Consider the following 24,072-nt stretch of genomic DNA (forward strand, 5'->3'; position numbering starts at 1 on the left):
GATGATTGTGCGGAAGCGGCAGGGCGAGATGCCCCATCGGTCGGTCTCAAATCTCGAAAAATTATACCCCCTTGCGCTAGTGAGGGGGCGTCTGCAAGCTGACCGGCGGGGTAGACCAATTGCGCGCGCGCCTACGTGCGAGGGGCGCTGCGGCGTCAGATGCCGAGCGCGCGCGGCTCGTTCCAGAGCGCGCTGCGCTCCCATATCTGCGCGAATTCGCGCTCCAACTGGCGGCTGCGCGCTGCGCCCGACAGCCAGGTTTCGCCATCATCGAAGCGATGACCTGTTGGACGAAAGTAGTAGGCGTCGTCGCCGACGACATAGGCCGATGCAAAACTTGCATCGACCGGATCGCTGACCGCGCGGAACCGGAACACGCTGGGCAGGCGCTGTGCCAGGCGCAGCATCGCGCTGCTGCTGGCCGCGGCGCTGGCGGTGTCCTGCACCAGGACATGTACGCGCTTGTCGTGGCGGGCGGTGGCGAAACGGCGCAGCGCATCCAGCACCGCCGCGTTGTCGAACAGGGGCGGGTCCAGGGCGCGGGTGTAGATGAGCACCTGGCGGCGCGCGGCGCACAGCAGCCCGGTGGTGGCGGCCAGGGCTGCAGTGAAGGTGTCCACTGCCATCGGGCCGTCGAGGCGACGGTGCACGACGGTGCCGGGCGCATCGCGGGCCTGGCCGATGCGCTCGGGTGAAAGGGGGGGCGCGTCGGGCAGAAAGCCCAGGCGCGCGAAGACCGCTTCCGCAGCTGGGGTGGGACATGCGTGCAGGCCGGGCCAGCCGTGCTGCCGTGCCGCGTCGACCGCGGCAGCGAGCAGTTGGTCCGCCACGCCACGGCGGCGCCAGTCGGGCAGAACGCCGAGCCGGTCGAGACGGCGGTCGGCGGTGAGCCGCACCGAGGCGATCAACTGGCCGTCGTCGGTGCGCGCTGCCAGATGCAGGCTGAGTGGGTCCAGTGCATCCCACTCGACACCGCTGGTGTCGCCCGCGGTGTCGGTGGCACAGGACGGCCGCAGCGCACGCAGCGCCGCGGCGTCGGTGGCCGGGTCCAGCGTGACGATCTGCGGTCTGGCGTGCGCGCTCATGCAGGCTTGGTGGCGTCGTCGCTGTCGTCGGAATCGGTCTCGTCGGCGATCGCGCTGTCGACGTCCTGCTCGGCTCCGGCTTCGGCGGCGTCGCCGGGTTCGACATCGGCCTCCAGCGCCTCTGCCGGGGTGTCGGCAGCGTCGGCAACCTGTTCGACATCGGCGTCGGCATCGATGTCCTCGTCCGCCTCCGGCGTGTCGTCGTCGGCGTCTTGGTCGTCGTGGTCGGCCGACACGCTCAGGGCATGCGCGTGGTCGTCGTCTGCGATGTCGTCCTCGGCATCTTCGTGGGCGCGCTGGTAGTGGCCCTGTGCCAGCAACTCCAGCACCACCTCGCGGCCACGCGGGGACAACTGCGCGTACAAGGTGCCGTCGATCTCTTCGGCTGCCGCCAGCCGGGACGCATCCTTGGCCGACAGCGCAAACTCCAGGCCGCTGCAGAACAGCGTGGCACCGCGCTTGGCGCGCCGCCAGGCCAGTCGCGACCACGGGTGGCGGTGCAGCAGCACGCCTTCTTCCAGTGCCTGCTCGACCGCTTCGCGCGGGATCGGCTCGGGCGCCGGCACCACGTCGCCGGAGGCGCGGTAGGTGGTCATGAAGCGGCCGAACCAGTCGCCCAGACGGTCGGGGTCATTCATGCGCAGCGCATTGAGCGCAGCGACCACGCGGTTCATCGCGGTGACGTCGATCTCGTAGGGGTCGGCCGGCACCTTGAGGTCTTCGTCGTGATAGCGCACGGCCTCGTCGGCATCGGCAATCAAGGTGTCCAGGTAATCGCCGATCAGCTCGGCCGAGGACGGTGCGCGGGTGCCGATGGAGAAGGTCAGGCAGGCGTCTTCGGCCACGCCGTGGTGCGGGATCAGCGGCGGCAGGTAGAGCATGTCGCCCGGGCCCAGCACCCAATCGTGGGTGGGCTTGAACTCGCGCAGCAGCTTGAGCTCGACATCGTCGCGGAACGCCAGCGGCGTGGCCTTGCGGCCCTGGACGGTGCGCGCATCGATCTGCCAGCGGCGGTGGCCCTGGCCCTGCAGCAGGAACACGTCGTAATGGTCGACGTGCGCGCCTACCGAACCACCGGTGGCGGCGAAGCTGATCATGATGTCGTCGATGCGCCAGCGCGGCAGGAAGCGGAAGTGCTCCAGCAGGGCACGCACGTCGGCGTCCCATTTGTCCACGTCCTGCACCAGCAAGGTCCAGTCGTGGTCGGGCAGGCCGGGGAAATCGGTTTCCTGGAACGGGCCGGTGCGCACGTCCCAGCCGTCGGTGGCGCGGTCGTGGCTGATCAGGCGCGCCAGCACGCCGTCTTCGCAGGCCAGCCCGGCCAGGTCTTCCGGCTGCAGCGGCGAGGCGAAATCCGCGAACGCATTGCGGATCAACAGCGGGTGCTTGTGCCAGTAATTGCGCAGGAAACGCTCGACCGGCATGCCAAGCGGCTGTCCCGGACGGGCCTGGACTTCGATGGCAAGTGGGGTCGCTTTACGTACGGCCATGTGGGGTCCTTACACGATGTAGAAGAGAGTGTGGTGCGCGGCATCGGCCGGCGCCAATGGCCTATTGTCGACTGCCCGAGCCGGATGTCCACCTGTGCGGCGCGCAGCGTGCCGGCTCGCGTTCGCCGCTGCGGGGCTGGTCGGCATTTCCAATCGCTTCTTCATGTCGATGGCCTTGCGAGCGGCATGGTGGCGCTATCGGCGCACGCCGATCGCCGCGTGCGCCGATAGCGCACCAGCGCGCATCACATCACCTTGTTGCCGCTGCCACGGTCGTCCAGTACAGGCTTGCTGGATGGGTTGACGGTGTTGTCGTTGCCCGAAAACCGCACCTGTTTCACGGCGCGCGCGAGCACAAGATTCTTGTTGCCCTGGATATCCACGCGATCGACATCGGTGAGATTGAGCGTGTTGTCGTGACCGCTCACGCTGAGCTGGCCAAGTTGCTGGTTGAGCACCGTGAAGTTGCTTCCCTCCAGGCGAATGCTGCGCGCGGTGTCCAGATTCATCGCGCCACGCGAGGCGGTGATGGTGACCGTGCCGCACTCGCCGTGCAGGATCCATTCGCTGTCATTGCGGGTCAGCCGGACATCCTTGCCGGCACAGTCTGCGCCGCTGGCCGGATCGGTCAGCGTGTTAGATACCGCCGACGGGGCCTGCGCGGCGGGGCCATCGCCGCCGCATCCGCTCAGTGCGAGGACGCTTCCCAGCGTCAACAGGGTCAGTGCCGTATGAGTGACGCGCATCGCCGATCTCCTGAAAGTGAGGCCGGCACGATAGCAGTCCGGTTCGGTCACCATGTGCAGGCCCTCGCCGGCCGCCCGTCCGCGTGCGGGGGGCGACGCGTCCCGCCCCGGGCGTCTTGGCCTCGTCATCATTGGCCTTGATCGTGCTGCATCGGCATGTGGTGATGCCGATGCAAATTCGCCGATGAGGTCCGATGACGTGGCCCGCTTCGCAAGCCCTGCACCGCGTGCGGTTCGGTCAGCTCAGATCGCGCGCGCCAGCTGCTCGGCCAGGCCGGTATAGGCGCCCGGGGTGAGCGCGCGAAGGCGCTGCTTGTCGTCTTCCGGCAGTTGCAGGCTTTCCACGAAAGCTTGCATCGAGGCGGCGGTGATGCCCTGGCCGCGGGTCAGCGCCTTGAGTTGTTCGTAGGGGTTCGGCAGGCCGTGGCGGCGCATGACCGTCTGTACGGCTTCGGCCAGCACTTCCCAGGCCGCATCCAGGTCGGCATCCAGGCGCTCGGGGTTGACGGTGAGCTTGCCCAGGCCCTTGGCCAGCGAGTCCAGCGCGACCTGGGTGTGGCCGAACGCGGTGCCGAGCGCACGCAGCACGGTGGAGTCGGTGAGGTCGCGCTGCCAGCGGCTGATCGGCAACTTGGCGGAAAAATGCTCGAACAGCGCGTTGGCGATGCCGAAATTGCCTTCGGCATTTTCGAAGTCGATGGGGTTGACCTTGTGCGGCATGGTCGAGGAGCCGACTTCGCCCTCTTTCAGCTTCTGCTTGAAGTAGCCCAGCGAGATATAGCCCCAGATGTCGCGCGCCAGGTCGATCAGGATGGTGTTGGCGCGGCGGCTGGCATCGCCGATTTCGGCCACATTGTCGTGCGGCTCGATCTGGGTGGTGTAGGGATTGAACACCAGCCCCAGGCTTTCCACGAAACGCTGTGCGAACGCTGCCCAGTCCAGGTCCGGGTACGACACCAGGTGCGCGTTGTAGTTGCCGACCGCGCCGTTGATCTTGCCGGTCAGTTCGACCGCGGCGATCTGCTTGCGCTGGCGCTCCAGGCGCGCGACCACATTGGCGATTTCCTTGCCCAGCGTGGTGGGCGAGGCGGTCTGGCCGTGGGTGCGCGAGAGCATCGGCTGGGCGGCCTGGGCGTGGGCGAGGGTGCGCAACGCGGCGGTAATGCCGTCCAGGCTGGGCAGCAGCACCTCGCGGCGGGCCTGCTCCAGCATCAGCCCGTAGCTGAGGTTGTTGATGTCTTCGCTGGTGCAGGCAAAGTGCACGAATTCCAGCGCCGGCCCCAGCTCGGCGTCGTCCTTGAGCTGCTCCTTGATGAAGTACTCCACCGCCTTGACGTCATGGTTGGTGGTGCGCTCGATCTCCTTGACCCGCGCGGCATGCGCCACGCTGAAATCGTCGGCCAGGGCGCGCAGGCGCTGCGCGGCAGCCGGCGAGAACGGCGCCAGTTCGGCGATGCCCGGCTCGGCGGCCAGTGCCAGCAGCCATTCGATTTCGACCTTGACCCGCGCCTTGATCAGGCCGTATTCGGAGAAGATCGGGCGCAGCGCATCCACCTTGGAAGCGTAGCGGCCGTCGAGCGGGGACAGGGCGAGCAGGGCGGAATCCGACATGGGCAAGGGAGTCAGCGGTGACGGTGGGGCCAGCATTCTACGCCGCCAGGGCCGCGGCAGGCCCGCCGCGCTGGAAAGTGGGTTGCCAGGCCCACGCCGGCGTGGGCTTAATGGCGGGCTATCTGCGCGGCAGAGACGCCCGACATGGCGCGAGCTGCACTTTATGGTAGAGCTCCCCGCGCTGTTCCGGCCTGCCATGCGCCCGATCTTCGCTCGTCTCGCCTTCGCGATCTTGCCCGCCGCGCTGCCCGCCACCGCGCAGGATGCCGATTTCGCCGCGCAGGCGGCGGCGCTGTATCGCACCCGGCCAGCGATCGCCGGCTGCCGGGCCGGCGAGTTGCAGCCGGCGCAGCGACAACGCGTGCTGGCGCTGATCAACGACATCCGTCGGCTGCACGGTCTCGACGCGGTCGACGACGACCCGGCGGCCGAGCCCGACGCCACCCAGGCGGCCTTGGTGATTGCCGCCAACGGCCGCCTCAGCCATACGCCGACGCCGGACTGGCGCTGCTATTCCGACAGCGCGGCCAAGGGCGCGCGCCGCAGCCTGATCTATGGCGGGGTCAGCTCGCCGCTGCTGCGTTTTTCCAGCGCCGATGAGATCGTGATCGAGTGGCTGACCGACGCCAACAACGTCAGCGCCGGTGGACTGGGGCACCGGCGCTGGCTGCTGGATCCGTTTCTGCAACGCGTCGCCTTCGGCATGGTGGCCGGCCGCAATGGCGCTGCGTTCAGTAGCGGTGCCGCGCTGCGCTTGGTTCCGACGGTCGGCGTCGCCGCGCGAACGCGCGAGGATTTCGTCGCCTGGCCGATCGGCGAGTACCCGGGCCGGTACTACGCCGACGACGCGTTGTTGTCGTTCACCGCCTTGCCGGACCGCAAGCGCAAGTTCGCCAATCGCGATGTCGACTACGCCGATGCGCAGGTGGAGATCCGTGAGCGCGATGGACGCCAGCTGCAGGTGCGCAACCTGAGCGAGGACCACGAAGGTTTCGGGGTGCCCAACAGCCTGCAATTCCGGGTGCCGCGCTTGCAGCCGGGTGTGATCTACGACGTGACCATCCGCGGGGTGCGGTTCGGTGGACAGTCGCGCGATTACCGTTATTGGTTTCGCATCGGCCAATCGCCTCGCGCGTCCACCGAATGAATCGACGACATCAGCTGGCCGCATCGACGGCTTCGCCCACCGGGCGCACCGTGACCGCCTGGATGCGGTGGCCTGCCATGCGCCGTACGGTCAGCAAGTGGCCATCCAGTTCCAGCGTTTCGCCTTCCTCGGGCAGGCGCTGCAGCTGATACAGGATCAGCCCGCCGACCGAATTGACGTGGTCCGGCGCGCTCAGATCCTGACCGAGCAGGCGTTCCAGGCGGAAGATCGAGGTGCTGCCGGCGACCAGCAGCGAGCCGTCCTGGCCACGGATCGGGGCATCGCGCACCACATGGCGGTGCTCGTCCTCGATGTCGCCGACCACCACTTCCAGCAGGTCTTCCAGGGTGAAAAAGCCCAGGATGCGGCCTTCTTCTTCCACGCACAGCGCCAGATGGGTGGTGCCGGCGCGGAATTGCTCCAGCGCGTTGGGAATCGGCGTTTCCAGGGTCAGCACGGTGGGAGGGCGCAGCAGCGGGCGCAGATCGTCCAGGTTCTGGCCGCGTGCCATCGCCACCAGCAGATCCTTGGTGTGCAGGATGCCCAGCACTTGCTCGCCATCGGCATCGAACCAGGGGTAGCGGCTGTAGCGCGACTCACTGAATTCGGCCAGCACCGCTTCCAGGGTCATGCCTTCGCGCAGGCTGCGCAGGTGCTCGCGCGGACGCATCAGGTCGCCGGCGACCAGATCCGGCAATTCCAACGCGTGGCTCATCAAGGCCAGCCCCTGGTCGGGCGCTGCGGCGTTCGGGTCCTGGCGGCCGACGATCAGCATCAATTCCTCGCGTGAATAACGATGCGAGTGGTGTTCCACTTCGCCCCACCCGAGCAGGCGCAGAAAGCGGTTGGCGCTGGTATTGAGTACCCAGATGGCCGGGTACATCAGCCAGTAGAAAATGTACAGCGGCGCGGCGGTCCACAACGACATGCGTTCCGGGCGGCGGATCGCCATGGTCTTGGGCGCCAGTTCGCCCAGCACGATGTGCAGGAACGAAATCAGGCTGAAGGCGATTGCCAGCGCGGTGAATTGTGCCGCTTCCGGCGACAGGCCCAGCGTATCGAACAGCGGTTGCAGCAGATGTGCGAACGCCGGCTCGCCGACCCAGCCCAATCCGAGCGAGGCCAGGGTGATCCCGAGCTGGCAGGCCGACAGATACGCATCCAGATGGGCGTGCACCCCGAGCAGCAAGCGCCCACGCCAGCCGTTGGTTTGCGCCAGGCCCACCGCTTGCGTGTGCCGCAGCTTGACCAGCGCGAATTCGGCGGCGACAAAGAACCCATTCAACAGCACCAGCAACAGCGCGACCAACAGGAGCAAGACGTTACCTAACATGTCCGCCTCCGTGCGCTGCAGGAGCGGTACATCTGCGTGCTAGCGCATATGCGGCAGAGGTGCGGGGTATCCCGGCAACAGATGTGGAGTCTGCGTTTCTACAGTCAGGCTCGTCGCCCATGGCGGCTTGGCATCTCGTCATGATCAACAGGCAGTCTAGCCGACAGCGTGCGACGACATCGTCGCAACGCGGCGAGCGAGTATCGTAGACGGCGTCGCCAGCGTGGGTACGCCCGCCGCCAGCCATCGATCACCACAAGTCAGCAATGTGCGGAGAGTGCAGATGAGCGAACGTTTCAGGACCGAACACGACAGCATGGGCGAATTGCAGGTACCCGCCGATGCGCTGTGGGGCGCGCAGACCCAGCGCGCGGTGCAGAATTTCCCGGTGTCCGGGCAGCCGATGCCGCGTGGTTTCATTCGCGCGCTGGGCTTGATCAAGGCCGCGGCAGCCGGCGTCAACGCCGAGCTTGGATTGTTGCCCAAGTCGATCGGCAAGACCGTGCAGGCCGCCGCGTTGCAAGTGGCCGAGGGTCGCTTCGATGCGCAGTTTCCCATCGATGTGTACCAGACCGGTTCGGGCACCTCGTCCAACATGAATGCCAATGAGGTGATTGCCACCTTGGCCACGCGTGCCGGCAAGGATGCGGTGCATCCCAACGACCACGTCAATCTCGGCCAGAGTTCCAACGATGTGGTGCCCACCGCCATTCGCGTGTCTGCATTGCTGGCTGTGCAGGAACATCTGCAACCGGCGCTTAAGCATCTGCGCAAGACCATCGACAAGCGCGCCAAATCGCTGGACAAGATCGTCAAGACCGGTCGCACGCATTTGATGGATGCGATGCCGCTCACCTTTGGGCAGGAGTTCGGCGCGTGGTCGGCGCAGCTGAGTTCGGCGCAGGAGCGTATCGACGACGCGCTCAAACGCTTGCGACGCTTGCCGCTGGGAGGTACGGCGATCGGGACCGGCATCAATGCCGACCCGCGCTTCGGTGGCAAGGTGGCCAAGGCCTTGTCCAGCCTGAGCGGAGCCAGGTTCGAGAGCGCGGATAACAAGTTCGAAGGCCTCGCCGCGCAGGACGATGCGGTGGAGCTGTCCGGTCAGCTCAACGCGCTGGCGGTGGCGCTGATCAAGATCGCAAACGACTTGCGCTGGATGAATGCCGGTCCGCTGGCGGGACTGGGCGAAATCGAACTGCCGGCGCTGCAGCCTGGCAGCTCGATCATGCCGGGCAAGGTCAATCCGGTGATTCCCGAAGCCACCGTGATGGCGTGCGCGCAGGTGATCGGCCACCACACTGCCATCACCATCGCCGGGCAAACCGGCAACTTCCAGTTGAACGTGACCTTGCCGCTGATCGCCTACAACCTGCTGGATTCGATCAACTTGCTGGGCAATGTTTCGCGTCTGTTGGCCGACACGGCCATTGCCGGGCTGAAGGTGCGTCAGGAGCGCGTCCGCGAGGCGCTGGACCGCAACCCCATTCTGGTGACGGCATTGAATCCGATCATCGGCTACGAAAAAGCCGCGGCCATCGCCAAGCGTGCCTACAAGGAGCAGCGGCCGGTACTTGATGTGGCCAAGGAAGACAGCGGGCTCGGCGAAGCGGAACTGCGGCGATTGCTCGACCCGGCAGCCTTGACGCGTGGCGGTATCCAGGCCGGCGGCGGTGGCGGGGGCTGATCACCGCAGTGCATATGGAGGAGCGCACCTGTGCGCGATGAGGCGTGATCGGTAACTGCTCATCGCGCGCAAGCGCGTTCCTGCGGGTCTGTTGCTGCTTCTGGCCGCTTGGCTGACGTGCGCTGGGCGTCAATGCCGCTCGGCTTGCACGTTACTAAAACTCTCGCGATACGGTTGCAGCGACGGGATTTCATCCAGCAATTCCCCACTGAGCGTCTGGATCTGCGGCGTGGCGGTCAGCTTGATCGACTTGTATTCCGGATCCGGGCCGGCCTCGTTTACCGCCTGCTGACGCAACATCTGCAGGTGGCCGAACAGCAACTGCAGCTTGGCGCGTGTGGCTTCTTTCTGCGGCAGCGCGATGTCGTCGATCTTGAGCGTGCCGTCGGGGGTGATTTCGGCATTGGCAGCCGGCGGGCGGCGGATCATCACCGACTGCGTGGTGACCGCAACGCGCGGCTTGCCGCGTTCGGCGCGGCGAGACGACTGGTCGCCGCAGGCAGCAAGCGTGCACAGCAGAAGCGCCATGCAGAGCATCACGAACTTGTTCATGGGGTCGATGGAGTGAGGGAAGCACATTAGTGTAATCCCGCTCCGGTCTGCGGATCGGCAAAGCGGCCGTCCGGTGCCTGCCAAAATGTCGCAGGGCGTCGATGCGTTTGGTTACCGTGCACGCATCGCCGGTTCCAAGCGCGTTCCGGCCGGCCGATCAGCGATGGCACGCGCCATGCGGACAGCTGCGCAGGCGGTGCGATACGCAGTTGCTGAGCGTTGCGGATGGAGGCGCTGCCACCTGCCTGCGAACGGTCGTCAACCAGGCGTGTGGCGCACCGGCGTCGCAGTGGACGATCGGCACATGCCGCGCCGCGCACCGACGACGCCCGCCCGGCGGTGCGCGTCGTCGGTCTGTCGGGCCATCTACTTGCGGCAATCGTCGATGTCGTGCTGCGTCAGGGTCGAGTACGGCGCAAAGGCCGGCACCAGGTGCGCGGCTGCATCCTGTGCGGTGCGCAGCGTGGCCAGCTGATCGCAGATCTGCAGGGCCTTGTGCTTGAAGGTGTCTGCCTCGGCCTCGATCTTGTCGCCGATCTGATCTGAGTTGCCGCTGAGCACGCCCTTGATCGCTTCGCCTGCGGCATGTGCGCCGAACGCCGCGCCCTGGGTGCCGATGTCGATGCCCTTCTTGGCCACGCCTTGCACTTGCGCGTAGTAACTGCGCATCGCCTGGCGTTGCGCCTCATTCAAGTCCACCGGCTTGCCGTCGATGCTGAGCGCGCCATCGACACCGATGGTGGCGGCCGGCAAGCCGTCGCGCTTGAGCGTCAGGCTCTTGCCGGTAAAGGTCACGCCGGCACCATTGGCCTGGCCGGAGACGTTGACGGTGGGTTCGGACTTGCCGCAACCCGCCAGCAATACGCTCATCACTACCGCCGAAACAAGCAATTTCATCAGCATTTCCCCCACATCCTGAAAGAAGTCGTCGTCATTTGTCTGTCGGTACCCGGGTGCTGCCGGAGACCTCGCTCACATCGATATCGCCGCTGCCCTTGTGCGCCACGCTCAGATCGCCACGCACCTTGCGGACATTCAACGCGCCGGAAGCGACCGACTCCACGTTGACATTGCCTTGCACATCGCGGATATCGACATCGCCCGAGCCGATCGTGCCGATCTTGATGTTGCCTGCGACGCCGTGCAGCTTGATCTCGCCGGACTGCACTTTCGCCACCTCTGCCGCACCGTGCACCTCACGCGCCTTGAGGTCGCCCGAGCCCACTGCCAGCACGCGCAGCGCGCCCAGATCTTCCAGCTCGACATCGCCGGAACCCACCTTGGCGGTCACGCGGCCCTTGGTGTGACGAATGGTCATGTCGCCCGAACCCACGTCGGCGCTCACTGCGGCGGCCCCGTTGATCTGCGCATCGCCGGAACCCACGTCAAATTGCACCAGCATCGTGTTGGGCACGCTGCCGCGCAGGTCCAGGTAGGAATAGCTGTTGCCGAAGGAAAACCGGCGGTCATCGTTCAAGCTCACCACCAGCTTGTCGCCGACGCGCTTCTGGGTCACGGTCAGGCTCTTGAGCAATTCGGCCCTGGCAGCACAGGCGCGCCCGCCCAGTTTCCCGCCGCCGCCGGGCGAGGCGTCCAGATGCAGGTCGTTGGAAGCGACCTCGAACAGGACCGACTTCACGCCGGTCAGTTGCAGGTCCAGGCTACGTGGTTCGGAGAACTTGCACTGCTCCTCTGCCGCTGCAACACCGGGCAATGCGAGCAGGATGGCCAGGCTCAGGGTCAGGCGCATGGGAGGTCCCTCAGGCTTCGGAGCGCCGACGGCGCAGGTAGATGGAAGAGGCGATCAAGGCGATACCGACGGCTGCGCCAATCCAGATATCCGCGCTGCCATAGACGCGCGTGCTGTCGGTGTGCTGCAGGGCCCATTGCACCAGGTCGCTGGGGCTTTGCAGGGTGCTGCTGTCCAGGTTCCCGCTGACGGCAAGTGGCGACCAGGTGCCGGGCAGGGCGCTGAGCAGGCCACGGTAGCCGACGATGTACCAGATCCAGCCGATCGGCAGCGACACGCCCGGCATCGCCGAGAGAATGCTCAGCATCACGCAGGCCAGCAGCGGAAACAGCACCGCCCACAGGAACGGCTTGCTGTTGGCCCAGGCCGAGCAGAACATCAGCCAGCCCACGGTCGGCAGCGCCCATAGCAGGCTCATCGGCACGGTCTTGAGCAACAGCCACAGCAGCGAGAACGGGTGCGAATGGGTCGCCAGCGCCCAGGGGCTGGGCACGCCGGCAATCAGGGCGCCAACGATGGCGATCAGCCACAGCGCCATGCCGACCGCCGCACCGATCGCAATGGAGATCAGCGGCGCCAGCAGCAACGCCCAGGCAGCCTTGGACAACACGGTCTGCACGTCCGACACCGGCAACGATTTCCAGAACAGCACGCTGCGGTCGCGGCGATCGTCGTACAGGCTGCCGAGTGCGTAGAAAAACACCACGAATGCCAGCACCACCGAGGCGATGCCGATGCCGCCCAGCAGCAGGCCGTCGCCGACCTGGCCCAGGGTGCGCGTGTATTCGGCCAGATCGTCCATGGTGATGCTGTCGCCGACCATGTTGCGGCGGGCGCTGATCGCACCGATCACCGCGCCCAGCAGCGCGAAAAACACCGCGATGCCGCCGGTGATGAACTGCGCCCACACGAAGCCGCCACGGTGCTCCCAATATTCGCGTTTGAGCAGCCAGGCGAAGGTGCGTGCGGGTGATGCTTGGTTGGTCACTGCATTCATGCGTAGGTCCCCTTCATGACCGCAACGAACAGGTCGGCTAGGCCGGGATTGCGGGTTTCGCCAAAACGGGCGAGCTGCTCTTTCGGCGCGCCATCGAACAACATCACGGTCTTGCCGAACGGCAGGCCGCGCTCGTCGATCGGTTTCAGGGCGCGCGCTGCATCCAGCTGGTCGGCACCGACCAGGACTTCGGTGTAGCGCTCGGAGACGCTTTCCATATCGGCGGTGAGCACGATGCGGCCGTCGCGGATGAACATCACATCGGTGAGGATGTGTTCGATCTCTTCGACCTGGTGGGTGGTGACGATGATGGTCTTCTGCTCGTCGAAGTAATCCTCCAGCAGGCGCTGGTAGAACTGCTTGCGGTAGAGGATGTCCAGGCCCAGGGTCGGTTCGTCCAGCACCAGGATGCGTGCGTCGATGGCCATCACCAGCGCCAGATGCAGCTGCACGATCATGCCCTTGGACAACTCGCGCACCCGCGATTTGCGGTTGAGCTGGGTATTGGCCAGGAAGCGCTCGCACTTGGCGCGATCAAAACGCGGATGCACGCCGGCGACGAAGTCGATCGCTTCGCCGACCCGCAGCCAGCGCGGCAGCACCGCCACGTCGGCAATGAAGCAGACCTCGTTCATCAGCGCATTGCGCTGGGTGCGCGGATCCATGCCCAATACCTGCAACTCGCCGGCGAAATCGGTCAGCCCCAGCACCGCCTTGAGCGCAGTGGTCTTGCCGGCGCCGTTGGGGCCGATCAGTCCAATAATGCGGCCGGCGGCAATGGTGAAGCTGGTGTTGTCCAGCGCGAGCCGATGCCTGTAGGCCTTGCGCAGGCCACGTGCGTCGACCACATGGTCGGAGGAGACGGCGGTCATGGTGTTTTTCCCTGTGGCAACAGATCGTCGATGGACAGTCCCAGGCGCTGGATCCTTTCCAGCACGGCGGGCCATTCTTCATTCAAGAAACGCTCGCGTTCGCTGCCACGCAGCTTCTGTGCGGCCTCCGGGGTCATGAACATGCCCAGGCCGCGGCGTTTCTCCACCAGGTTCTCGTCGGCCAGTTCCTGGTAGGCGCGCGAGACGGTGATGGGGTTGAGTTGGTAATCGGCCGCCACCTGGCGCACCGAGGGCAGGGCATCGCCGGGCTTGAGAATTCCATCGAGCATCATGGCAATCACCCGTTCCTTGAGTTGGCGGTAGATGGGAGCGCCGTCGCTCCACTGAATGTCGTTCATGATCAGCTCCGTGGGCGCAGGGCCTGCGCGAAGGAGAAATAGGGCATCGACAGCGAGGCGCGCACATGCCGGCCAGGCCGGGAACGCGCTTCGGGGGGAGTTGTCGCGTTTTCCGTAACCGCCTCCGACACGCCATAATCGGCGCCGGACTCCGTCACCTGACTGGAAGCGGCTCCCAGGCAACCAATGGCAAACAGGGTGCTGCCGAACAGCAACAGCGGAACTGGTCGCGTCAAGCGTGTGCTGTTCATGCTTTCCCCTGCGTTGGGTGACTGGTGTTGTATTCAACTATAACACCGACACGCAGGCAGTCAACTGTTTGTCATCCCCAACTGATGGCACCCCTTATCGGTGCGCCGCCTCAACTTTCGAAGGGCATTGCTCATGTTGCTCAATCGTCTGCTAGCTCTTGTATTGACTGGCTTTTTTGCAACATCCGCGTTCGCTGCCGGCACTCCGGTACTGGATGTGGAATACCGGCCGCTGGCCGGCAAGACGCCAATCAACCTGAACCGTACCTACGGCGGCAAGGTCGTCATGGTGGTCAATACCGCCAGCAAGTGCGGCTTCACCCCGCAGTACGAGGGGCTGGAAGCGCTCAACCAGCGCTTCGGCAGCCGCGGCTTCACGGTGCTGGGTTTTCCATCCAACGATTTCCAGGGACAGGAACCGGGATCGGAGAAACAGATCCAGGAATTCTGCACGCTGACCTATGGGGTGAAGTTCCCGATGTTCGAAAAGGTCCATGTGCTGGGTGCGCAGGCAACGCCGCTGTATCAGCGCCTGACCCAGGCCACTGGCGTGGCGCCGGGCTGGAACTTCCACAAGTATCTGATCAGTCGCGATGGCCGGGTGGTTGCGCAGTTCCCCAGCAAGATCAAACCGGACGATCCGAGCGTGCTGGCAGCAATCGAACGCGAGCTCAAGGCACCGGCGCACTGAGCACTCGCATCGCCGCGCGCGCATGCGACAATGCGCATTCAGCGCCATCGGTGGCGTGTCTTTTCACTTTTGGGAAGTGCATCGAATGAAGATGGGAAAGCGCGGCGCGGCGGCGTCGTTACTGATGGTGGCAATGTCGGCATCGATGCCGGCGATGTCGCAGCAACCGGCCGCAGCGGCCACCAAGGAGAAGCCAGCTTTGAATGCATCGTCTGACAAGAGCACGCGCGAGGACGTGAGCTACGCCATCGGTATGGACGTGGCACGTTCGTTCGAGCCGATTGCTCAGGACATCGATGTGAACGCGATGCAACGCGCCATCGAAAATGCATTCAAGGGCGGCAAGCCGCTGTTGTCGGATGAGCAGACCCAGGCCACCGACACCGCATTGCGTACCGCGCTCGCTGCCCGCAATGGCCAGCAGGTGCCAGGCATGGCGCCGGGCGCCGCGCCGGCCGCACCGTCCAAGGAAAATGTCGGCCTGATGCTCGGCGATCGTGCGGTTGGTCCGTCGCTGGCCGGCATCAAGGACGAGATCGATCTGTCGATCCTGATGGAAGCGGTGCGTACCGTGTTCGCCAAGGGCACCACGCGTCTGACCCAGCAGGAAGCCGCAGCCACCATGCAGGCATTCGCCTCTGCCAAGCAGGGTGCCGCCGCTGCCAACAATCGCAAGCAAGGCAATGAGTTCCTTGCCAAGAACAAGACCGAGAAGGGCGTGATCACCACCGCGTCCGGCCTGCAGTACATGGTGTTGCGCCAGGGCAGCGGCGAGCGCCCGATGCGGACCAGCAAGGTGCGTGTGAACTACGAAGGCAAGCTGCTCAACGGGCAGGTCTTCGACAGTTCCTACCAGCGCGGCCAGCCGGCGGAGTTTGGTCTGGATCAAGTCATCCCCGGTTGGACCGAGGGCGTCGCGTTGATGCCGGTCGGTTCGAAATACCGTTTCTGGATTCCGTCCAACCTGGCCTATGGCCCGAACGGCACGCAAGGCGGGCCGATCGGACCTGACGCAACGTTGACGTTCGATGTCGAGCTGATGGGTATCCTTCCCTGATCTTCCGCGGCAGGCATTCTATTCCATGCGCGTTGCGATCTTCGGCACCGGCTACGTGGGTCTTGTGACCGGTGCCTGCCTGGCCGAAGTGGGGCACCAGGTCGTCTGCGTGGATATCGATCAAGCCAAGCTTGATGCCCTCAATCGCGGGCTGATTCCGATCTATGAGCCCGGCCTGGAGCCGATGGTGAAGGCCAACCATGCCGCCGGCCGGTTGCGCTTCACCAGCGATGCGGCTGCAGCCATCGCGCATGGCGAGATCACCTTCATTGCCGTCGGCACGCCGGCTGACCAGGACGGGAGTGCCGACCTGCAATACGTGCTGGCAGTTGCGCGCACGGTGGGCCGGCATATCGACGGCCCGGCGATCGTGGTCAACAAGTCCACCGTGCCGGTCGGCACGGCCGACATCGTGCGCGTGGCGATCCAGGAAGAACTGGCCGCGCGCGGGGTTGCGCACGAGGTCGATGTCGTCTCCAACCCCGAATTCCTCAAGGAAGGCGACGCGGTGGCCGACTGCATGCGCCCGGACCGCATCGTGATTGGTGCCAAGAAGCCGGCGGCCATTGCGCGCATGCGGCGGCTGTACGCACCGTTCAACCGCAATCGCGATCGCATCGTGGAAATGGACGTGCGGTCGGCCGAGCTGACCAAGTACGCGGCCAACGCGATGCTGGCGACCAAGATCAGTTTCATGAACGAGATTGCCACCATTGCCGAGCGTGTCGGTGCCGACGTCGAGCACGTGCGCAACGGCATCGGTTCGGATCCGCGTATTGGCTGGCACTTCATCTATCCCGGCGCCGGCTACGGCGGCTCGTGCTTCCCGAAGGACGTGCAGGCATTGGCCAAGACAGCCGAGCAGTACGGCATGCGGCCGACCCTGCTCGAGGCAGTGGAAAGCGTCAATAACGCGCAAAAGGGCCATCTGTTCGAATTGGTGCAGCGGCATTACGGTGCCGAGGGCACCGGCAGTGTGGCCGGCAAGACCTTCGCGGTGTGGGGTCTGGCGTTCAAGCCCAATACCGACGACATGCGTGCTGCGTCCAGCCGTCGCCTGATGGAACAGTTGTGGAAAGCCGGTGCCACCGTGCGCGCCTACGACCCTGAAGCCACTCGCGAAGCCAGGCGCATCTTCGGCGAGCGCGATGATCTGGCGTATTGCGACGATGCCTTTTCTGCACTGGAAGGTGCCGACGCCCTGGTCGTGGTCACCGAGTGGAAGCAGTTCCGCAGCCCGGACTTCGGCAAGATCAAGCAGGCCTTGAAGGACGATGTCGTCTTCGACGGCCGCAACCTTTACGACCCGCAGGAGATCGAAGCCGCAGGTCTGGCGTACTACGCCATTGGACGAGGCCGTTCGTTATATGCATGAGCAACTCCCGCTGCACGACCGCGCGCTGGAAGCGCGGTTGATCGAATTGGAAACGCGCCTGTCCTTTCAGGAGCAGGCGCTCAACGAACTGAGTGAAGCACTTGCAGACGCCCGTTTGACGGGTGCACGCAACGCCGAACTGATCCGCCACCTGCTCGAGGATCTGGGCAAGGTGCGCTCCACATTGTTTGCCGATGCAGCGGACGAACCGCCGCCTCCGCACTATTGATTGCAGATTGCCGCCGCCATGAGCGATACCTTACGTGACCAGTTGCTTGGGTTGGGCTTCAAGTCCGCGCCCAAGCCCGAACGCAAACCCGACGCACGGCCTGCAGCGCGTGCACATGGCAATGGCGGCAAGCCAGCACCCGGAGGGAATCGGCCGGGCCAGGGCAGGGGACCGCAGCGGCCGCATGCCGCCGCGTCAACCGACGGCAATGGCGAGCGCAAACCCGCTGGCAGGCCCGAGCGTCGGCATGACGGCAAGCCCGGCGCAGCGCCGCGTCCGCAGCATGCCGCTGCAGACCGTCACGGCCCCCGGCCGGCACGCACGCGCGAAGATATCGATCTGGCCAAGGCCTATGCGATTCGTGCGCAGCGCGAGAAGGACGAGCGCATCGAAGCCGAGCGAGTGAAGCAGGAAGAAGCACGCCTGCGTCGCGAAGCCAAGGCCAAGCTCGAAGCGCTGGTGAAGGACAAGGGTTTGAATGATGCCGCTGCGGATATCGCCCGGCATTTTCCGTATGGCGGCAAGATCAAGCGCATCTACGTCACCGCCGATCAGCTCAAGGCGCTCAACGCCGGCGAGCTGGGTGTGCTGCAACTCAACGGACGCTATCTGCTGGTGACTGCCGAGCTGCTTGCCGAAGCCGAGGCGGTGTTCGCCCCATCGGTCGCCTTGAAGGTGGACCCGAACGCACCAGCGGGCGATGACCCGTACGCTGATCCGAAGTATCAGGTGCCCGACGACCTAGTCTGGTAGAACGCCCGATGCGTGGTGTGTGTTGTACATGGGCACCTGCGGGTGCCCATTTTCATTGCATTTTCCCCAGGCAATAGGCGCGTAGCCACCGCGCAAGCCAGAGGGCGGTCATCGGATTGTCTGGCGCAGAATGCGGGTTGGTTGCTTGACCATGGTGCTTCATGCAAGGCCATCGGGGCTCACCCCGACAGCTGGCGCGGAAGACAACACGCAGCGCGACGCTATACAAGCCGGTCACGGGTGGCGCGGCACCATGCGCGCCGTGACGTGTCGATGCAGGCCGGCGCCTTTTGCCGCGCCCTCGTCCCTGCTCGGTTGCTCCGTCCTGCCAATGGTGCTGCATATGTCCCTGTCGTCGAAATTCCTGACACTCAACGTCGTGGCGGCCGTCGACAGTCGTGCCTTCAGTCGCGTGCCGGTGCCGGTGCAGGCGCCGCGCCGAACGGCGTCGGCCTTGGTGATGCTTGCGCTGTGCGTGGCTAGCGGGCACGCCGCCGCGCAGACAGACGATGCGCCGGCGTTCGACCGGCCGGGCATTCCATTCGCTGCGGAGGCGTTGCAGCCAGGTGCGTTTGCCTGGGAGCAGGGCTTGCCGGATGCAAGTACCGACCGCAGCGACGGGCAGCGCACGACTCAATACACCGCCGACACGCTGCTGCGTCTGGGGTTGTTCCAGAATGTCGAACTGCAACTCGGGAGCGACAGCTATAACTGGCAGCATGGTGGGGGCGTGCGGGTACGTGGCGGCGGGGATAGCAGTGTCGGATTGAAGGTGGCCTTGCCATCGCGTTCGGAGAGCTTTCATTGGGCTGCGCTGGGCACTTACAGCATCCCGACCGGCAGCCCGGCCTTCAGCGACGGCTACTCGCGCGAACTCGGTGTGACTGCATCCTGGGATCTGGCGCAGCAGCGTGCCATCGCGTTGTACGTCAATTACGCGCGCGATGACGACGGGCACACCTGGACCTTCGCGCCCAATTACACGTTTTTTTCCGGCGACCATTTCAGTAGCTATGTGGAAGCGGGCGTGGACACCGGCAGCGCGCATTCGCGCGTGGCCGGCGCGGGTGGCGCCTGGCAGCTGCCGCATGCGATGCAGCTGGATGTGTCGGTGTTGCGGGGACTGACCTCGGAAAGCCCGGACTGGCAAGGTGGCATCGGGCTATCGATCGCGTTTGAGTGACTGGTGCGAACCGCCGCTGTCGGATCACTGGCCAGTCGGTGCGTTGACCTGGGCTTGGCCTCTTGCGAAATGAAGTATGTTGCACTGCCGCATGCATTGACTGCGCGGAAGAGGCCTAATTGGATCGATCCAATTTGATGCCACTGCATGCGTCTTTTTTCCACCGCAAGGCTCGCCACGTGACGCCAGCCAAGCCGACACCCGAGATGACTGCGGACAATGGTACGCCGGGCGCGCGGCGCGGCGCGGTGACGCTACGCGATATCGCCAGCGCCATCGGTGTCTCGCGCGCGACGGTGTCGCTGGTGCTGCGCGGGAGCCCGCTTGTGCATGCAAGCACGCGCGCGTGCGTGGAGGCCGAGTTGGATCGGCAGAATTACGTCTACAACCGCGCCGCGGCGAATTTGCGCCAACGCACCTCGTCCAGCGTCGCGCTGGTCATCAACGATTTGTCCAACCCGTTTTTTGCCGAGTTCGCCGCCGGTGTGGACGAGGCACTGGGCGCAGCCGGCTATGTCACCTTGCTCGGCAGCACCGGCGAATCGACGCAGCGTCAACAGGCAGTGCTGACCTCGCTGATGGAGCACACGCCGGCGGGCATCATCCTGTCGCCGGCCGAAGGCAGCCAGGCGCAGGCGTTGACCCAGGTGCTCGGCCGCCAACGCAACGTGGTGCTGTTCAATCGCGAGGTGGAGGGTGCGCAATGGGATCTGCTGGCGCTGGACAACGCACAAGGCGCGTTCGAGGCCTGCTCGCACCTGATTGCGCAAGGTCATCGGCGTATCGTGTTCTTCGGTGGGCATGCCGCATCCAGTTCCTGCCGGCAGCGTCGCGCCGGCTATGCGCGCGCGATGCAGGAGGCGGACCTGGAAACGCATTACGTCGAGTCGGCTCCAAATCGCCAGGACGCCGCACTGTGCGGTGCGCGCTTGCTGAGCACTGCGGCGCAGGCTGCGACTGCAGCGGTTTGCTACAACGACAGCGTTGCGCTCGGTCTGATGGCGGCCCTGGCCAGGCACGGCATCGTGCCCGGCCGCGACTTTGCGGTGACCGGCTTCGACGACATCGCCGAAGCGGCGCTGTTCACGCCTGCATTGACCACCCTGGCTGCAGACCCGCGTGCACGCGGCAGGCAGGCTGCGCAGCTGGTACTGCAACGCATCGGTAGCCCCGAGCTCGCCGCACAACAGCTGACCGCCGCAGTTGCCTTGAATATTCGCGCGAGCAGCGCCTGCGGACCGACAGCGCGAATGTCATCACCTCCCCCAAGCGGTCCATCCGCCCATTCCCCCACCAAGGCCTCCGGCCGCTGACCAGGCAATCCCTATGGTTTCCCTTTCCACGCAATCCTCCGTGCCCAGCGGCAACAAGGCGCCCGTCAACAACGGCGTCGCGTTGTCGGTGGTCACCACGATCTTTTTCATGTGGGGCTTTCTGACCTGCCTCAACGACATCCTGATCCCGCATCTGAAGGCGGTGTTCGAGCTCAATTTCGCGCAGGCGATGCTGGTGCAGTTCACCTTCTTCGGTGCGTACTTCCTGATGTCGCTGCCGGCCGGTTGGCTGGTGAATCGGTTGGGCTACAAGCAGGGCATCGTGGCCGGGTTGGCGGTGGCGGCGGTCGGCGCGCTGGGTTTCTGGCCGGCGGCGGAACTGCGCGTGTACAGCGCTTTTCTCGGCGCATTGTTCGTGCTGGCCACCGGCATCACCATCCTGCAGGTGGCCGCCAATCCCTACGTCGCCTTGCTGGGGCCCGAGCGCAGCGCCTCCAGTCGCCTGACCCTGGCCCAGGCGTTGAATTCGCTCGGTACCGCGATCGCGCCGCTGTTGGGCGGCTGGTTGATCCTCTCCAACACAGTGATGAGCGGCGACCAGCTGAAGGCCCTGCCGGAAGCCGAGCAACTGGCTTATCGCGTGCAGGAAGCGCAGGCCGTGCAAGGCCCGTACATCGGGCTGGGTATCGTGCTGTTCTTGCTGGCGATTTTCGTGTTCTTGTTCCGTCTGCCGGCACTGACCGACGCCAGCGCACAGAAAGACGACAGCAAGCATTCCTTGCTCGATGCCTTGCAACACCCGCATGTGCGCTTCGGTGTGTTGGCGATCTTCTTCTATGTGGGCGCAGAAGTGGCCATCGGCAGCCTGATGGTCAATTACTTCTCGCTGCCGCAGATCGGTGGGTTCACCGAGCGTGAGGCAACCAAGTACGTGTCGGCCTACTGGACGCTGGCGATGATCGGCCGTTTCATCGGCTCGGCGCTGCTGGCCAAGTTGTCGCCGCGCGTGTTGTTGTCGGTGTTCGCGGCCATCAATGCGGTGTTGCTGGGCCTGACCATGGCCAGCGGCGGCATGTTGGCGGTATATGCGCTGGTGGCGATCGGCCTGTTCAATTCGATCATGTTCCCCACCATCTTCACCCTGGGTATCGAACGGCTTGGCGCGCTGACCGGGCGCGCCTCGAGCTTGCTGATCATGGCCATTGTCGGCGGTGCGATCGTGCCGTATCTGCAAGGGCTGCTGGCAGACAGCATCGGCCTGCATGAGTCGTTCGTGCTGCCGTTGCTGTGCTACCTGTACATCGTGTTCTACGGTATCTGGGGCTCGCGGTTGCGCGGCGCACTGGCGGAGGCACGCGCATGAGTGCGACCAAGCATCAGGTAGTGTGTTTCGGCGAAGCGCTGATCGACATGCTGGCGTTGCCGCAGGCCGGCCCGGACCAGGCGCGTACCTTTGCGCAATATGCCGGCGGTGCGCCGGCCAATGTCGCCGTTGCGGTGGCGCGCCTGGGGGGTGCTGCGCATTTCGTCGGCATGCTCGGGCGCGACATGTTCGGCGATTTCCTGCTGCAAAGCCTGCAGCAGTCCGGCGTGGCGACCGATGGCATCGTGCGCACCGATCAGGCCAAGACTGCGTTGGCGTTCGTTGCGTTGGACGACGCGGGCGAACGCAGTTTCAGTTTCTACCGTCCACCGGCAGCGGACCTGTTGTTCCGTCCCGAGCACTTCGCCGCGGACGGGTTTACGCAGGCAGCGGTATTGCATGTGTGCTCCAACAGCATGACCGAGCCGGAGATTGCCCAGTGCACGCTCGACGGCATGCGCCGTGCGCGCGCCGATGGCGCCATCGTCAGCCTTGACCTCAACCTGCGCCCGATGCTGTGGCCGCAGGATGTCGATCCGGCGGCGTTGCTATGGGAGGCGCTGGCGTTGGCCGATGTGGTCAAGCTTTCGCGCGAGGAGCTTGAGTATCTGGCGGGAACGCTCGATGGCGATGCCGGTGCGGTGACGCAAAAGCTGTGGCAGGGCAGGGCCAGTTGGTTGCTGGTCACCGATGGCGGCGGACCGGTGCATTGGCAGACACGCACCGATGCGGGCCAGGTGCCGGCGTTCCAGGTGCAGGTGCGCGATAGCACCGCCGCTGGCGATGCGTTCGTCGGCGGGCTGCTGTATCAGCTGGCAACGCGTGCTGCATCGCTGGAGCAGCTATGCGGCGATTCCGCGGCAATCAATGAGGTGATTCGGTTTGCTGCCGCGGTCGGCGCGCTGGCGGTGACGCGCAAGGGCGCGTTCGCGGCAATGCCGAGCATCGATGAAGTCCATTCCTTGATCCAGGAACAATCATGAGCCGTTTGCCTGCAACACCCGCACCCGATTTCCGTTCGGCTGACGTCTTGCGCCAGCACATCGCCGACACCATGGCGTTCTACCATCCGCGCGCGATCGATCCGGCAGGTGGGTTTTTCCAGTATTTCCGCGATGACGGTTCGATCTACGATGCCGGGCATCGGCACCTGGTCAGCAGTACGCGCTTCGTTTTCAACTACGCAATGGCCTACCGCGAGTTTGGCGATGCTGCGTACCTGCAGGCGGTACGTCACGGGCTGGACTATCTGCGCAATGTGCATCGCAATCCGCAAACCGGCGGTTATGCGTGGACGCTGCGCGATGGCGTGGTCGAAGACGACATGAATCACTGCTACGGCGTGGCCTTCGTGTTGCTGGCGTATGCGTGTGGTTTGAAGGCCGGTGTCGATGAGGCACGCGCGTGGATGGACGAAACCTGGCAGCTGCTGGAAAAACATTTCTGGGAAGCGGAGTTCGGGCTGTATCGCGACGAAGCCGACGCGCAATTCAACTTCACCAGCTACCGCGGCCAGAACGCCAACATGCATATGTGCGAGGCGATGATCGCCGCGTACGAGGCCAGCGGCGAGCAGCGTTATCTCGATCGCGCGCTGGTGCTGGCCGAGAACATGACCCGGCGCCAGGCCGCCAAGGCCGATGGGCTGGTGTGGGAGCATTACAACCCGCAGTGGAACATCGATTGGGACTACAACCGCGACAATCCCAAGCACCTGTTCCGCCCGTGGGGTTTTCAGCCCGGCCATCAGACCGAATGGGCCAAGCTGCTGATGCTGCTGGATCGGTATGCGCCGGCCGACTGGTTGCTGCCGACCGCGCAGCATCTGTTCGACGTGGCAGTGGAGCGCTCATGGGACACGCAGCGCGGTGGGCTGTATTACGGCTTCGACCCTGAGGGCAATGTCTGCGACGACGACAAGTATTTCTGGGTGCAGGCCGAGTCGTTGGCCGCTGCTGCATTGCTGGCGCAGCGCAGCGGCGACGATCGCTACTGGCAGTGGTACGACAAGCTGTGGGCCTATTCGTGGGCGCACATGATCGACCATCAGTATGGCGCGTGGTATCGCATCCTGGATGCGGACAACCGCAAGTACAGCGATGAGAAAAGCCCGGCGGGTAAGACCGATTACCACACCATGGGCGCGTGCTACGAAGTCTTGAACGTGTTGCGGCCGGCTGCTTGATGCTGGCGTAATCCAGGCGCCGCCGCGCAATGCGGTGGCGTTGCCGCGCAGGAGCGCACCCGGGCGCGATGAGGCTTTACCG

At 65.0% G+C, this 24,072-nt stretch carries 25 protein-coding genes; 13 read left to right on the forward strand and 12 right to left on the reverse strand.

All coding sequences use genetic code 11. From position 1 onward, the window contains the following. Positions 1 to 155: 155 nt before the first annotated feature. The 4 genes from ACDH77_RS07565 to purB all read right to left on the reverse strand — a co-directional run bounded on the left by ACDH77_RS07565 (position 156) and on the right by purB (position 4,932). Positions 156 to 1,085 carry a GNAT family N-acetyltransferase gene (locus tag ACDH77_RS07565; protein WP_031421959.1) on the reverse strand — a complete coding sequence of 310 codons (930 nt, stop codon included), beginning with the start codon at positions 1,083 to 1,085 and terminating at the stop codon, positions 156 to 158. Beyond that, positions 1,082 to 2,575 (reverse strand): cupin domain-containing protein, encoded by a 1,494-nt coding sequence (locus ACDH77_RS07570; RefSeq protein ID WP_031421961.1) that lies wholly within the window; start codon positions 2,573 to 2,575, stop codon positions 1,082 to 1,084. The genes ACDH77_RS07565 and ACDH77_RS07570 overlap by 4 nt, the downstream gene beginning before the upstream one ends. A 245-nt stretch (positions 2,576 to 2,820) precedes the next feature. Next, entirely contained in the window at positions 2,821 to 3,321 is a 501-nt protein-coding gene (locus ACDH77_RS07575) for a DUF3060 domain-containing protein (protein ID WP_011346970.1), read from the reverse strand. A gap of 243 nt (positions 3,322 to 3,564) precedes the next feature. Beyond that, positions 3,565 to 4,932 carry an adenylosuccinate lyase gene (purB, locus tag ACDH77_RS07580; protein WP_127165897.1) on the reverse strand — a complete coding sequence of 456 codons (1,368 nt, stop codon included), beginning with the start codon at positions 4,930 to 4,932 and terminating at the stop codon, positions 3,565 to 3,567. A 163-nt stretch (positions 4,933 to 5,095) separates the two neighbouring features. Here purB and ACDH77_RS07585 point away from each other — a divergent pair, with 163 nt between their 5' ends. After that, positions 5,096 to 6,079: a CAP domain-containing protein gene (locus ACDH77_RS07585; protein WP_218488397.1), complete on the forward strand. Its 984-nt coding sequence runs from the start codon at positions 5,096 to 5,098 to the stop codon at positions 6,077 to 6,079. A gap of 10 nt (positions 6,080 to 6,089) precedes the next feature. On the opposite strand, the gene ACDH77_RS07590 is transcribed toward ACDH77_RS07585, so the two are convergent. Beyond that, complete coding sequence (locus ACDH77_RS07590; RefSeq protein WP_031421968.1) at positions 6,090 to 7,412, reverse strand: hemolysin family protein; 1,323 nt, start codon at positions 7,410 to 7,412, stop codon at positions 6,090 to 6,092. A gap of 283 nt (positions 7,413 to 7,695) precedes the next feature. On the opposite strand from ACDH77_RS07590, the gene ACDH77_RS07595 reads away from it, so the two are divergent. Beyond that, positions 7,696 to 9,099, forward strand: a complete 1,404-nt coding sequence (locus ACDH77_RS07595; RefSeq protein ID WP_372353809.1) for a class II fumarate hydratase — start codon at positions 7,696 to 7,698, stop codon at positions 9,097 to 9,099. A 129-nt stretch (positions 9,100 to 9,228) separates the two neighbouring features. On the opposite strand, the gene ACDH77_RS07600 is transcribed toward ACDH77_RS07595, so the two are convergent. From ACDH77_RS07600 to ACDH77_RS07630, 7 genes are all read right to left on the reverse strand, one after another. Further along, complete coding sequence (locus tag ACDH77_RS07600; protein WP_057681575.1) at positions 9,229 to 9,651, reverse strand: hypothetical protein; 423 nt, start codon at positions 9,649 to 9,651, stop codon at positions 9,229 to 9,231. Positions 9,652 to 10,017: 366 nt separating this feature from the next. Continuing rightward, a complete protein-coding gene (locus ACDH77_RS07605) occupies positions 10,018 to 10,554 on the reverse strand; it encodes a DUF2884 family protein (RefSeq protein WP_181388238.1) in 537 nt (178 codons plus the stop codon). 28 nt (positions 10,555 to 10,582) lie between these two features. Beyond that, positions 10,583 to 11,401 carry a DUF4097 family beta strand repeat-containing protein gene (locus ACDH77_RS07610; protein ID WP_029819110.1) on the reverse strand — a complete coding sequence of 273 codons (819 nt, stop codon included), beginning with the start codon at positions 11,399 to 11,401 and terminating at the stop codon, positions 10,583 to 10,585. A 10-nt stretch (positions 11,402 to 11,411) separates the two neighbouring features. Next, entirely contained in the window at positions 11,412 to 12,398 is a 987-nt protein-coding gene (locus tag ACDH77_RS07615) for a hypothetical protein (protein WP_008578098.1), read from the reverse strand. After that, positions 12,395 to 13,270: an ABC transporter ATP-binding protein gene (locus ACDH77_RS07620; protein ID WP_031421971.1), complete on the reverse strand. Its 876-nt coding sequence runs from the start codon at positions 13,268 to 13,270 to the stop codon at positions 12,395 to 12,397. Before ACDH77_RS07620 ends, ACDH77_RS07615 begins: the two co-directional genes overlap by 4 nt. Next, positions 13,267 to 13,629, reverse strand: a complete 363-nt coding sequence (locus ACDH77_RS07625; protein ID WP_003483692.1) for a GntR family transcriptional regulator — start codon at positions 13,627 to 13,629, stop codon at positions 13,267 to 13,269. The genes ACDH77_RS07620 and ACDH77_RS07625 overlap by 4 nt, the downstream gene beginning before the upstream one ends. Before the next feature lie 2 nt (positions 13,630 to 13,631). Next, on the reverse strand, positions 13,632 to 13,880 hold the full coding sequence (locus tag ACDH77_RS07630) for a hypothetical protein (protein WP_074053199.1): 249 nt from the start codon (positions 13,878 to 13,880) through the stop codon (positions 13,632 to 13,634). A gap of 133 nt (positions 13,881 to 14,013) precedes the next feature. Here ACDH77_RS07630 and ACDH77_RS07635 point away from each other — a divergent pair, with 133 nt between their 5' ends. From ACDH77_RS07635 to ACDH77_RS07685, 11 genes are all read left to right on the forward strand, one after another. Beyond that, positions 14,014 to 14,571, forward strand: coding sequence for a glutathione peroxidase (locus ACDH77_RS07635; protein ID WP_011346979.1), 558 nt, complete (start codon positions 14,014 to 14,016; stop codon positions 14,569 to 14,571). A gap of 30 nt (positions 14,572 to 14,601) precedes the next feature. Beyond that, positions 14,602 to 14,787, forward strand: a complete 186-nt coding sequence (locus ACDH77_RS07640) for a hypothetical protein (RefSeq protein WP_223866235.1) — start codon at positions 14,602 to 14,604, stop codon at positions 14,785 to 14,787. Continuing rightward, positions 14,705 to 15,628, forward strand: a complete 924-nt coding sequence (locus ACDH77_RS07645) for an FKBP-type peptidyl-prolyl cis-trans isomerase (RefSeq protein WP_223866234.1) — start codon at positions 14,705 to 14,707, stop codon at positions 15,626 to 15,628. The genes ACDH77_RS07640 and ACDH77_RS07645 overlap by 83 nt, the downstream gene beginning before the upstream one ends. A 25-nt stretch (positions 15,629 to 15,653) precedes the next feature. Next, positions 15,654 to 17,003, forward strand: a complete 1,350-nt coding sequence (locus ACDH77_RS07650) for a UDP-glucose/GDP-mannose dehydrogenase family protein (protein ID WP_109290666.1) — start codon at positions 15,654 to 15,656, stop codon at positions 17,001 to 17,003. Then, positions 16,996 to 17,232: a SlyX family protein gene (locus ACDH77_RS07655; protein WP_008576524.1), complete on the forward strand. Its 237-nt coding sequence runs from the start codon at positions 16,996 to 16,998 to the stop codon at positions 17,230 to 17,232. The genes ACDH77_RS07650 and ACDH77_RS07655 overlap by 8 nt, the downstream gene beginning before the upstream one ends. Positions 17,233 to 17,250: 18 nt before the next feature. Beyond that, a complete protein-coding gene (locus tag ACDH77_RS07660) occupies positions 17,251 to 17,985 on the forward strand; it encodes a DUF2058 domain-containing protein (RefSeq protein WP_014089817.1) in 735 nt (244 codons plus the stop codon). Positions 17,986 to 18,316: 331 nt separating this feature from the next. Next, entirely contained in the window at positions 18,317 to 19,168 is an 852-nt protein-coding gene (locus ACDH77_RS07665; protein WP_031421979.1) for a transporter, read from the forward strand. Between the two features lie 137 nt (positions 19,169 to 19,305). Continuing rightward, positions 19,306 to 20,481 carry a LacI family DNA-binding transcriptional regulator gene (locus ACDH77_RS07670; RefSeq protein ID WP_372353810.1) on the forward strand — a complete coding sequence of 392 codons (1,176 nt, stop codon included), beginning with the start codon at positions 19,306 to 19,308 and terminating at the stop codon, positions 20,479 to 20,481. A 13-nt stretch (positions 20,482 to 20,494) separates the two neighbouring features. Then, positions 20,495 to 21,805 (forward strand): L-fucose:H+ symporter permease, encoded by a 1,311-nt coding sequence (gene fucP / locus ACDH77_RS07675; RefSeq protein WP_042773845.1) that lies wholly within the window; start codon positions 20,495 to 20,497, stop codon positions 21,803 to 21,805. Next, entirely contained in the window at positions 21,802 to 22,788 is a 987-nt protein-coding gene (locus ACDH77_RS07680; RefSeq protein WP_181388239.1) for a carbohydrate kinase, read from the forward strand. Before fucP ends, ACDH77_RS07680 begins: the two co-directional genes overlap by 4 nt. Beyond that, positions 22,785 to 23,990 carry an AGE family epimerase/isomerase gene (locus ACDH77_RS07685; RefSeq protein ID WP_031421987.1) on the forward strand — a complete coding sequence of 402 codons (1,206 nt, stop codon included), beginning with the start codon at positions 22,785 to 22,787 and terminating at the stop codon, positions 23,988 to 23,990. The genes ACDH77_RS07680 and ACDH77_RS07685 overlap by 4 nt, the downstream gene beginning before the upstream one ends. Positions 23,991 to 24,072 lie beyond the last annotated feature (82 nt).

This window comes from Xanthomonas axonopodis pv. maculifoliigardeniae, from assembly GCF_041519315.1.
In the GTDB taxonomy this organism is placed as follows: Bacteria; Pseudomonadota; Gammaproteobacteria; order Xanthomonadales; family Xanthomonadaceae; genus Xanthomonas; species Xanthomonas euvesicatoria.